General features: G+C 33.5%; 9 protein-coding genes. 6 read left to right on the top strand and 3 right to left on the bottom strand.

Annotation, left to right across the window (positions count from 1 at the left end; genetic code table 11):
- From secG to ACHRV0_RS11165, 4 genes are all read left to right on the top strand, one after another.
- A complete protein-coding gene (gene secG, locus ACHRV0_RS11180; protein WP_395440878.1) occupies window positions 1-327 on the top strand; it encodes a preprotein translocase subunit SecG in 327 nt (108 codons plus the stop codon).
- 141 nt (window positions 328-468) lie between these two features.
- Complete coding sequence (groES, locus tag ACHRV0_RS11175; RefSeq protein ID WP_012023920.1) at window positions 469-744, top strand: co-chaperone GroES; 276 nt, start codon at window positions 469-471, stop codon at window positions 742-744.
- Between the two features lie 114 nt (window positions 745-858).
- Window positions 859-2,487: a chaperonin GroEL gene (gene groL, locus ACHRV0_RS11170; RefSeq protein WP_089053993.1), complete on the top strand. Its 1,629-nt coding sequence runs from the start codon at window positions 859-861 to the stop codon at window positions 2,485-2,487.
- Window positions 2,488-2,884: 397 nt separating this feature from the next.
- Window positions 2,885-4,084: an ectonucleotide pyrophosphatase/phosphodiesterase gene (locus ACHRV0_RS11165; protein ID WP_395440877.1), complete on the top strand. Its 1,200-nt coding sequence runs from the start codon at window positions 2,885-2,887 to the stop codon at window positions 4,082-4,084.
- Window positions 4,085-4,312: 228 nt separating this feature from the next.
- Here the strand turns inward: ACHRV0_RS11165 and ACHRV0_RS11160 are convergent, their stop codons facing one another.
- Together ACHRV0_RS11160 and ACHRV0_RS11155 are read right to left on the bottom strand one after the other, a co-directional pair.
- Window positions 4,313-5,842 (bottom strand): SulP family inorganic anion transporter, encoded by a 1,530-nt coding sequence (locus ACHRV0_RS11160; RefSeq protein ID WP_395440876.1) that lies wholly within the window; start codon window positions 5,840-5,842, stop codon window positions 4,313-4,315.
- 332 nt (window positions 5,843-6,174) lie between these two features.
- The gene (locus tag ACHRV0_RS11155; protein ID WP_129023800.1) at window positions 6,175-6,567 is read right to left on the bottom strand and encodes a hypothetical protein; all 393 of its coding nucleotides are present in this window, start codon (window positions 6,565-6,567) and stop codon (window positions 6,175-6,177) included.
- Window positions 6,568-7,278: 711 nt separating this feature from the next.
- On the opposite strand from ACHRV0_RS11155, the gene ACHRV0_RS11150 reads away from it, so the two are divergent.
- A complete protein-coding gene (locus tag ACHRV0_RS11150) occupies window positions 7,279-8,535 on the top strand; it encodes a TMEM143 family protein (protein ID WP_395440875.1) in 1,257 nt (418 codons plus the stop codon).
- Window positions 8,536-8,674: 139 nt separating this feature from the next.
- The gene (locus tag ACHRV0_RS11145; protein ID WP_395440874.1) at window positions 8,675-9,139 is read left to right on the top strand and encodes a DUF962 domain-containing protein; all 465 of its coding nucleotides are present in this window, start codon (window positions 8,675-8,677) and stop codon (window positions 9,137-9,139) included.
- Between the two features lie 6 nt (window positions 9,140-9,145).
- Here ACHRV0_RS11145 and ACHRV0_RS11140 read toward each other — a convergent pair whose 3' ends face one another.
- Entirely contained in the window at window positions 9,146-11,746 is a 2,601-nt protein-coding gene (locus tag ACHRV0_RS11140) for a family 20 glycosylhydrolase (protein ID WP_395440873.1), read from the bottom strand.
- Window positions 11,747-12,361: the final 615 nt, after the last annotated feature.

Raw genomic sequence — 12,361 nt, 5'->3', positions numbered from 1 at the left:
ATGAGCACATTTTCAATTTTTTTAGTTTTAATCACAATAGTTTGTTTTCTATTGATCGTAGTAATCATGGTTCAAAACCCTAAAGGAGGAGGATTATCTTCTACTATCAGCGGAACTCAAATGTTAGGTGGTGTTCAAAAAACAACTGACTTTTTAGACAAGAGTACTTGGACATTAGCAACTATTTTGATTGTTTTAATTTTACTTTCAAGTTTAAGCTTTACAGAATCATTAAACGACACAGGATCTAAAATTATTGAAAAAACAGAAGCTCCTGCTGCAACTACACCAGCTGCACCAGCACAGCAAACTCCTGCTACAAAATAATAATTTTGATATAAATTAAAATGCCAGCCTGTCAAAGCTGGCATTTTTTTTAAGAAATAATGTCAGTTTTATGAGCATGGCATAGTTTCTGAAAGTTTTTAGAACATTAAAAAACGTATAACCTAATAACATAATAAAATCATGGCTTTAAACATAAAACCGCTTTCAGACCGCGTACTTATTGAGCCTGTTGCAGCTGAAACTAAAACTGCTTCAGGAATCTTTATTCCAGATACTGCCAAAGAGAAACCACAAAAAGGAACTGTAGTTGCAGTAGGAAACGGATCAAAAGATCACACAATGACTGTAAAAGTTGGCGACACGGTACTTTACGGTAAATATGCAGGAACTGAATTAAAACTAGAAGGAACTGATTATTTGATTATGCGTGAAGACGACATCTTAGCGATAATCTAAAGATAGCTGTAGGCAATATGCATTTACAAAAGCCTATTACCTAAAGCAATATAAAACCAAATACTAATTTCGCAGTAGAAAGGCCTAAAGCCTACTGCCTAAAGCAAACAAAAAATGGCAAAAGATATAAAATTTGATATTGAAGCACGTGACGGATTAAAACGTGGTGTTGATGCATTAGCAAATGCTGTAAAAGTAACTCTTGGACCAAAAGGTCGTAACGTAATCATTGGAAAGTCATTTGGCGGACCAACGGTTACTAAAGATGGTGTTTCTGTTGCAAAAGAAATCGAATTAAAAGACCCATTAGAAAATATGGGCGCGCAAATGGTTAAAGAAGTAGCTTCTAAAACTAATGATTTAGCAGGTGACGGAACTACAACTGCTACAGTTTTAGCACAAGCTATCGTAAAAGAAGGTTTAAAAAACGTTGCTGCTGGTGCAAATCCAATGGATTTAAAACGTGGTATCGACAAAGCTGTTGAAGCTATCGTTGCCGACTTAGCTTCTCAAGCTAAAGTTGTTGGAAGCGATTCTGACAAAATCAAACAAATTGCTTCTATCTCTGCAAATAATGACGAAGTTATTGGTGAATTAATCGCTACAGCTTTTGCTAAAGTAGGTAAAGAAGGTGTTATCACTGTTGAAGAAGCTAAAGGAACTGACACTTTTGTAGATGTTGTTGAAGGTATGCAGTTTGACAGAGGATATCTTTCTCCTTACTTCGTAACAAACCCAGAGAAAATGGAAGTTGAATTAGACTCTCCATACATCTTATTATACGACAAAAAAGTATCTTCTTTAAAAGAATTACTTCCAGTTTTAGAGCCAGTTGCTCAATCAGGAAAACCATTATTAATTATTGCTGAAGACGTTGACGGAGAAGCTTTATCTACATTAGTAGTAAACAAATTAAGAGGCGCTCTTAAAATCGCTGCTGTAAAAGCGCCAGGTTTTGGAGACAGAAGAAAAGCAATGTTAGAAGATATCGCAATCTTAACTGGTGGAACTGTAATTTCTGAAGAAAGAGGATATACTCTTGAAAATACAACTATCGAAATGTTAGGAACTGCAAAAAGAGTTTCTATCGATAAAGACAATACAACTATTGTAAGTGGTGCTGGTGAAGCTGACATTATCAAAAACAGAGTAAACCAAATTAAAGGTCAGATGGAAACTACAACATCTGACTATGATAAAGAAAAATTGCAAGAGCGTTTGGCTAAATTAGCTGGCGGTGTTGCTGTTCTTTATGTTGGTGCTGCTTCTGAGGTTGAAATGAAAGAGAAAAAAGACAGAGTTGACGATGCATTACACGCAACTCGTGCTGCTGTTGAAGAAGGAATTGTTGCCGGTGGTGGTGTGGCGCTATTAAGAGCAAAAGCTGCTTTAGCTTCTCTTAAAGCTGATAACGCTGACGAAGCAACTGGAATCCAGATTGTATCTCGTGCTGTTGAATCTCCGTTAAGAACAATTGTTGAAAATGCAGGTCTTGAAGGTTCTGTAGTTGTAGCAAAAGTTGGTGAAGGTTCTGGAGATTTTGGATACAATGCAAAAACTGACGAATATGTAGATATGCTTAAAGCTGGTATTATCGATCCTAAAAAAGTAACTCGTGTAGCTCTTGAAAATGCTGCATCTGTTTCTGGAATGATCCTTACTACAGAATGTGCATTAATCGATATTAAAGAAGAAAACGCTGGCGGAATGCCAATGGGCGGCGGAATGCCAGGAATGATGTAATTCATTCTCTTCTTAAAACTCAAAAGCGCTGGATTTTTATCCGGCGCTTTTTTTGTTTGCCACGAATTGCACTAATTTCCACGAATGATTTTGCTTGTAAAAAGTTGCCACAGATTACACAGATTAAAAGGATTTCTTTATTGGAAACACTAAAAAAATTTCACATAGATTTTACTGATTCAAGCAGATTAATTTATTTTTTATAATCTATGATCTGCATAAAATAAAAATCCTTTTAATCTGCGTAATCTGTGGCTAATTAAAATATGCGCAAAAGATTGAAAAAAATTAATTCGTGGAAATTAGTGTAATTCGTGGCAACTCTCTTTATTTAACATTCTCTTTTTCTTTAAAAAATCTGTTATCTCTACCTTTGCAGTTCTATTAAAATTACAAAATGAGAAAATTCACAACTCGCCTTTTATCTTTTACACTCTTACTTCTTACTACTTTTTTACAGGCTCAAACTAACAAAGATTCTTATGTAGTTTTAGTTTCTATGGATGGATTTCGCTGGGATTATGTAAAACAATTTAAGCTTCAAAATTTAAAGCAAATTGCAGCTGAGGGTGTTCATGCAAAATCAATGAAACCTTCTTATCCAAGTAAAACTTTTCCAAATCATTATTCTATTGTTACAGGGCTTTACCCTGATCATCATGGTATCATCAATAATGTTTTTTATGATGCCGCTTTAAACGAATCATTTTCATTATCAAGCGATGCCAAAACTGATTCTCGCTACTACGGCGGAAATCCTATTTGGAATCTTGCAGAGCAGCAAGGTGTAAAAACGGGTTCTTTTTTCTGGCCGGGTTCTGACATTGATAAAAGAAATCCTAGTTATTTTAAAAAATACGACAGTAAAATTCCATACGGAGCTCGAATCGATACTGTCCTGAAATGGCTTCAGCTTCCAGAAAAGCAACGACCTCATCTTGTCACTTTGTATTTTGATGAGCCAGATCATACAGGTCATAATTTTGGACCATTATCGGCAGAGACTAAAAAAGCGGTTATAAAAATGGACTCGATTATGGGCGCATTGTCTCGCAGGTTAGATCAATTAGAAATTAGAAAAAAAATCAATTTGATTATTGTTTCAGATCACGGAATGACGAACATCAGCAATGATAAAAAAGTGGCTGTTTTAGATTACTTAAAACCAGAGTGGCTTGGATATAAAGCTGTAGTTAACCCAATTATGAGTCTTCAGGCAAAAGCCGGCTGTCAAGATTCAATCGCAAAAGCCTTAAAAAAAGTACCGCATATTAAGTTTTGGAAAGCAGCAGAAGTTCCAAAAAGACTTCATTACGGCACCAATCCGCGTGTACATGATTTTGTTATCGAAGCAAAAAAAGGATACAGCCTAGTCAGCAAAGAAAGTCAAAATATAAAAGGCGGAACTCATGGTTACGACAATAATGAAAAAGATATGCACGCCATTTTCTATGCAAAAGGTCCTGCATTTAAAGTAGATAAAACGGTAAAAACTTTTCAAAACGTTTCGGTTTATCCTTTAATTGCTCATATTTTAGGCCTGCAAATAGGCGAAATTGACGGAAAGTTCAGCGACGTAAAATCGATGCTTCGTTAAATTTGATAATTTGTCAATTTGATAATTAGATAATTAGATAATTAGATAATTAGATAATTAGATAATTAGATAATTTTTGAATTGGAATAGCTCAATATATAGTATTGCCTCCAGCTAAAGCTGGAGGCAATACTATACAATATAAATTATCTAAATACGCTGCATAGACACACTACATTATGCCTCTACAATGTAATTATCTAATTGACACATTTTCTAATTATCTAATTAAGAAACCACTTTGTACGTAGGATCTTCTATTACATTTACATTGATAACAGCATCAGCATTTTTAAGCAATTGCCTGCAATCTGCACTTAAATGCTGCAATTCTACAACCTTGTTTAGCTGATTGTATTTTTTAGTCAAATTATTTAACGCTTCGATTGCTGACATATCTGAAACTCGGCTTTCCTTAAAATCTATAACAATATGATCTGGATCGTTTTTGATGTCGAATTTCTCTGTAAAGGCAGCTATCGAACCAAAAAATAACGGTCCATAAATTTCGTAATGTTTTATTCCGTTTTCATCTACATACTGTCTTGCTCGGATTCTTTTGGCACTTTCCCATGCAAAAACCAAGGCAGAAATAATTACTCCAATTAAAACTGCTAAAGCTAGATTATGCAATACAATTGTAATAAGAGCGACTAAAATACCAACGAAAATATCATGTTTAGGCATTTTATTGATAATTCTGAAACTCGACCATTCAAATGTTGTAATTGCAACCATCATCATAACACCAACCAAAGCCGCCATTGGCAATTTACCAATAACAGGAGCTCCAAAAAGTACAATCATTAAAATCGTTAAAGCAGCAATAATTCCAGAAAGTCTTGCTCTGGAACCGGCACCAAGATTTACCAAAGTTTGTGCGATCATTGGGCAGCCGCCCATTCCGAAAAAGAAACCGTTTAAGATATTTGAACTTCCTTGCGCAATGCATTCGCGATTACTATTCCCTCGTGTTCCCGTAATCTCGTCAACAAGATTGAGTGTAAGCAAACCTTCGGTCAAACCAACGGCTGCGACAATTACAGAATAGGGAAATATTACTTTAAGAGTTTCAAAAGTAAAGGGAATATTAGGAATATGAAACGGAGGAAATCCGCCTTGAACTGAAGCGATATCTTCGACTGTTTTGGTCTCAATATTAAAAATAAGTACGATGGCAAACACTACCATAATTGCCACTAAAGAAGCTGGAACTGCTTTTGTAAGTTTCGGAAAAAGGAGAACGATACTAATTGTAAGTGTAGTTAAACCTAACATTATATACAGCGGCGTTCCTTGCAGCCAAGTCGTTTCGCCATTTACAATAGTTTTAAACTGCTCGAGCTGCGACATAAAAATCACAACCGCCAATCCGTTTACAAAACCAAACATAACAGGCTGCGGGACTAAACGTATAAATTTTCCCAGTTTAAAAAGTCCAATAGTTATTTGCACCAGTCCGCCAAGCGCAACCGCCGCAAAAACATATTCTAATCCGTGCGATTTCATTAAAGCAATTAAAACAATTACTGTTGCTCCCGCGCCTCCAGAAATCATTCCAGGTCTTCCGCCAAAAACTGCAGTAACTAATCCAGCTATAAAAGCAGCATACAAACCAACTAAAGGCGGAAATCCAGCCAAAATTGCAAACGACAAAGATTCTGGAATCATTGTCATTGCAACGGTTAAACCTGCTAAAATTTCGTTTTTGTAATTGACTTTTTGAGTAAAATCGAAGAGTTGAAAAGCTTTTTTCATAGGACACAAATGTAAAAAATAATGCCCATAAATGGAATAAAGCTTTGTTCTATAAAAAAACTAAAGTGATAGCAATAAAGAAAATTTCAACTTAGAACAACTGCTTTAATACCAAAACTAAAACAGAGAGTATAAAATGTATCATAATCTATTTTTGACTTTTATAAGAAATTCAAAATTATTTATAAAACAGTACAAACAACTAGGTATTTATACCTGTTTTCGCACTGTCGCATCTCCTTCTTGTTACGGAATCAAAACTGAATCAAGCGCATTTTGCTTTTGGTAAAGAAAAAAAACTTGTCGCTTAAACAACTAAAAAACAGAACTTCTTACTTCTGATCTCCTTCTGCAATTTGTGCTTCTAAATATTGAATTACTTTTTGAAGGCTTTCAATTGTCTCTTTTCGAGCTTCTGCAAGATCTTTGTAATTGATTGCTTCTTCGTCTTTGTCTGTCTTCTCTGTTTTGTAATATATAACTGGTTCTTCACGAAAAGCATCTAACCTTATCATACTGCCGGTACCTTTTAAAAGCCACTCGAGATTGATATCTGAATATCTTCTTAGGATATTTTCTAACTTATCGAGCCCTATTGTTTTATTTCTTTTTAATTGGCTCGCAAAAGATCCATTAGACATACCAATCTCTCTTTCAAAAGCACTAACTCTAATACCCTTGTAATCAAGATACTGTTTTATTCTCTGTAAGGTGTTTTCTGACATAAATTATTATTTTATTAGAAAATATTCTATTTATTTTGTAATTAAGAAATATCTTACTATATTTGTCTCGTTTTTAATACAAATTAAGCAATGGACAAAAATATAAAAACTAAACCAAGTTACAATCAAGATGTCTTAAAGATTATCAAAAATAGATACGGATATTCTTACGATTATATTCGAAAGTCTATTCGAGGTGATAGAACCGGGATAACCTGCGATCTTATTAAAGCTGAATATTCCAAGCTTGTTAATGAGTATAAAAAACTAATGGAAAGCCAAATAAGCAAATTAAAGGATGTGAAAAAATAACCGCTGCCATTAAAATTTATTCGATTTTAAACTGATAAAAACTAAATTATATAAAAAACAGACCCTACACTAATCTCCGTAATAGTGCTTATAATATAACACAGAAGAATCCTCACTCTCTGCTATTACTATTATAAGAAGGGTCGATGTAAATCTATTCATGCAATAGAAACAATTTTAGATATGTAACTGATCCGCACATATCTAAGGTACCCTCTCAAGGAAGTCAAAGCTGTAAAGAAATTCTTTACGGCTTTTGTCTTTTTATACAGATTCTTATTTTTGATTAAATGAGTATCAAAATCTTTATTCCTTTCTAAAAAAAACTTAAAAAATCAAATTTGGAGCAGTATTTTTGCGTTAATATATACTTCAAAAATTAAAGCCTCAAAAATCGATATGACACGAGAACATTATATTCCTTTTAACAAGGAATTTTTACTCGAACAACAAATTACTGCTTTCGCTAAAGACTCAAATAAAATTGACGATTTCAAGAAATTATTCGACATTATAGAACATTATTATCATTACGAATCTTTTAATCTAAATCGAAATTTAAAACAAAATTATTCTCTTTTTGATCCTGATTTGAGCGAAAAAGAACGCGAGGGTTTTATTGGAAAAAGTGATTTTTCTGTTTTTAAAAACACTTTACTTACGGTTTTAGAACGCGGCAATTATCATCGCATTGACAAAGAAACACTGGAAGTTGCTTTTAAGGAATCTGACTTAATTGGACTCGATTTATCGATCGATTTTAATGCTTTTAAAGATTACGAACTTTATGTTCGCGGTCATCATAAAGCTAAAGAAAAAATTACAAAATACATTTTCTGGAAGAAGGAAGTTGAGATCGAATATTACGATCGGGTAATGATTTTTCTTAATTATAATGAGGCTGATTATTTGAGCGAAAAGAAAGTGAAGTTAGGAAAAATGCCTATCGATCCAGGTTCGATTGCATTGAAAATCTTTAAACGCGTTCCTAAAAATGATCTTGAAACTATTTTTCCAAATGCCATTCCGAAAATGTCTTTAAAAGACAAATTACTGCTTTGGGTTCCTGGAATTTTTGGAGGTCTTTCATTATTAAGTGCGAAAGTAATTCCAGCTTTAATTAATATGTACGGCGCTTATAAAACGAGAGAAGCTATTGATTTACTTAACAGCAAAACCTCGCTAAATCAAGGTCTAATTGCCTTAGGAATATTATCTGCCTATTGTTTTCGACAGTACAACAACTTTGTAAACAAAAAAATCAGATATTCTAAAATGCTTTCAGACAGTTTGTATTTCAAAAACTTAGGAAACAACAGCGGTGCTTTTTATTCGCTTTTAAATTCATCTGAAGAAGAGGCTTTGAAAGAAACCATTTTGGCTTATTCTTTTTTAAGCAGAAGTCAATATCCGTTAACTGCCAAAGAATTGGATTTACAAATAGAAGCTTGGTTTGCCTCTGAATTAAAAACAGAATTGGATTTTGATGTAAACGATGCTTTATTCAAATTAAAAAACATTGGAATTGGAATTGAAACTAGCGGAAAATGGAGCGTTATTCCGTTAAATGAAGCATTGATAAAGATTGACGAATTGTGGGATGACGTTTTTGATTATAATGAGCGTAATAAAATGCAAACTGAAGTTCTCGCCTAAAAAACAGATCAAGAATTACAGTTTTAGAAATTCTATCTGCCTATTTAGTCATTACCATTCTCAATGAAACATTCAAAACGGAATAAGTAAAATCTAAAGAAAATTTTACTAGATTTACAAATACCTAAATCCAAAGAGAATGAGAACATTAGACCAATGGTTTACTGAATACGCTGTAAGTCATCAAAACCCAAAGAACAAAGCGATACACTACATTTGTGTGCCCGCAATTTTCTTTTCTATCGTTGGTTTATTAATGAGTATTCCAAGCGGTTTAATCGCAAATACATTAAAACTAAATGCTCCGCTTATCGAGAATTGGGCATTTGTCGTTTTACTTTTTGTTCTAATTTTCTACATCCGATTATCGATTGCGATGGCGGTTAAAATTGCCATTTTTTCGGCTCTTTGTTTAATAGCGAATTACTATATCGGACAGGTTTTTCCGTTATGGATTTTCTCGATCGGCGTATTTGTAATTGCTTGGATTGGGCAATTTTACGGACATAATATTGAGGGCAAGAAACCTTCTTTCTTAAAAGATCTTCAGTTTTTGTTAATTGGTCCGGCTTGGGTGGTTGAAAATTTATTTTCTAGAAAATAATAATCATTATTTTCTCACTTCAACAAAAGTAAACATCCACTTTACTGGATTTTGCCAATCTTTACCTTTAAAAACTCCAACGGGCAGTTTAATTCTCACTGTATTCCATCCTTTTTTTAATGCAATTTTTGTTGGATCTCTAAATTCATATCCTTCGTCAATCAATGGAATTTCTGAATTACCTTTCATATCAGGATGTTTCCAAATTGGCGGATTTACCAATAAATTATTCACCCAAACTGCGCTGTTTAAATTACTCCAAGTACCAGCAGCCGGCGAATCTGTACTCATTGAACGTGATAAATTATTAAATCCTATCCAAAATTCCTGTTCTTTGTCTTCATCACTCCAAATTTGAGTTTGAGCATACCAAGTTGTATTTTCTTGCGGCTTCTCGATCACGCCCGAAATTTGCGGTGCCCACCAATGTCTCATAACCAAAGTACCGCCAACAGCTTTGTAAACTGGTTTTTCTTTTACTGTATTAAATGACTGTTTTTCGAATGCAAAAGCTTTTGACAAATCTCCTTTATTATCATAAGGTCCATAAATATCCCAAACTAAATCTGCCTGCTTAACATAATTAAAAGGCAGGTTTTTAAAATATTGTTTTTTTTGATCTAATAAACGGTTTTCAAACACTGCAAATGATTTAGCTCTTTCGCTTTCGGGCTGACCAATAACTGCCGTCCAGCCCGCATAACCGCCGCCTTGCCAACTGCGTTCTGCAAAAGCCAGCATACCGGGATAAACGGGGTTCATTTTCATAACATCTTCTTCATTCGCCGCAGCTCTATCGTTCCATACACAAACAGTGCCTCCTAAAGCATTTTCATTACCCTCAGTCAAATTACATATTTGACGATTAAAAATTGTAACAACACTTTCTAAAGGATCCATATGATTTAAATACAAGTGTCTAGAATCTAAATATTTTATATTTTTATTCTTACTAACACTTGTCGCGCCTTCCATCCAAAGCTGACGAATTACTCCATCGTTAAAATTCCCGCCGGGCTCCCATCCTATTACTTTTTTACCTAAACTTTCAGTCAAAGCAATAACTTCTGGCAAAAATTTCTGATTGGTTATTTTAACTTCATCGGCACCTAAATGCAGATAAGGAACATCATAAGTCGCACAAAATTCTTTGATTATATTTTTTACAATTTCTAAACCTGAATCACTTTGCATATCGACTCCCATTGCTCTTCTGAACGCTGCACTATGTCCAGGCATATCAATTTCAGGAACCAAAGTTATGTATCGCTCTTTGCAATACTTAATAAGCTCTTTTAAATCGTTTTCTGTATAATACTCTCCTTTATCACGAAGCATATATTCTGGAGCTGTTAACTGCGGATATAACTTACTTTGCAAACGCCATGCAATATCTTCTGTAGGATGAAAATGAAAGATATTTAATTTATACGCTGCCATAACATCTATTTGCTGTTTCAAAAGCGCAACAGATTGGTAATTTCTTCCCACATCTACCATAAATCCGCGCCATGCAAAGGCAGGCCAATCGGTAATATCAGAAGCATCTACAAAGGTATTATCCCGCATTAATTGCAGTAAGGTTTGAATACCATTAAAAATTCCCTGCGAGGTATTGGCGGTAAGGATTACTTTATCTGATGTCGTTTCTAAGCGATATGCCTCTGATTGATTTTTTGGAGTGGAAACATTCCCTAAACACAGCTGAATATATTTTTCATTGTATGCCGTTTTATTTGTCACTTTTACCCTCAATCCTTTTTGCTCCATAGCTTCTTTCAACACCAAAGCTTCTTTCTCTAAAGCTGGATTATCAACGAGAATTGCTGTTTCTGCAGTTAACGAAAAAGCACCAGTTTTCCAATTCAACTGTTGTGGCTTTGGCAGTAACGAAGGTTTTGATTCTAGATCAAAAACATCAGGATAAACTAAATGCTTCCACAACAAATAGCCGTCTCCCTTAAGATGCAAACCGTCATTAGTTAACTCTTTTCTTAGCTTTCCGTTTTCATCACAAAAGGAATTGTGCAAATCAATATAAGTATATTGATAAACAGCCGAATTTTGTTTCAAAACAGCATTTAAGCGCTTTATCTGTTCTCCTTTGCCTGTATGGTTTTCAAATTTTTTATAGAAATCATTTACAGGTAATATGCTTTGCACAAACAATTTTGTCGATGGAGATTCTTGTTTTAAATACGAAACAATTTTTACAATATTTTTAAAAATACTATCGGTCGAAATATTCCTTGACAAATCATTAACTCCAATCAATAAAAAAACTTTTTCAGGTTTTCTAATGGCAATTTCATCAATTCGATTCAAAACTGCAGCACTTACATCACTGCTTATTCCACGATTTTTTATCCGATTATCTGCAAATAATTCAGCCCACTCTGCGCCATTTGTAATACTGTTTCCAACAAAAACAATGTCGTTTTTTGTCAATGGAAGTGTTCTAAAATGAGAAACGCGCTGATGATAAAAAGTAGAAAACAAACTATCTGGCAATACTGTTTTTTTTATCTGACCATTTGCACTTATCGTGGCACACAGCATAACAATCATTGCAAAATGAAACCATCTGTATTTTTTATAATAATTCATAATTCAATTCTAATTTTCTCATTTTAAATAGTCGTTCTTCAAATCTAATTTAAAAACATTCCAAAATAATTACTTCTTCTCCCCTTAATTATTCTTTTACAATCACACTGTTAATTTAGAGAATTATACATCAACAAACCTGCTCGATCCTCCTTTGGCAAGATTATTTTCAAACTCTCATTATCACAGTGCAATTACAGCTAGTCATTATTAAAACTTTTTATTTCATTTTTCTTTTCTTTCATTTCATCAAACAAATCCTCTTCTTTTTAGTCTTTTTCATTTCAGTAAATTGAATATTCCCTAAATATCATTCCTCCTATCTGATTTTCAAAAACATTCTTTTTTTAGCTGAAACAGAAAACTAAAACCCGTCTTTATTTAATAAAATATTTTAATATTTAACAAATGTATATATTATTATTTAAGAAAAAAAGCAAAATAGTAAAAATGTGTTCGAACACATTATACATAAACACGAATTAATAAAAATATTTAAAATGTTTTATTTTAAGATAAAAAATTACAATACAACAATATAAGCGTTATTAGCTGATTTCTTTACGGTTTACCTCATTGTTAAAAAATACTTAATAAATTTTTTTAATAATTAGA

It is taken from the genome of Flavobacterium sp. FlaQc-30 (assembly GCF_044005885.1).
Taxonomy (GTDB): Bacteria; Bacteroidota; Bacteroidia; order Flavobacteriales; family Flavobacteriaceae; genus Flavobacterium.
Note: the sequence above shows the minus strand (reverse complement) of the source record. Positions and strands in the feature narration are given on the sequence as shown.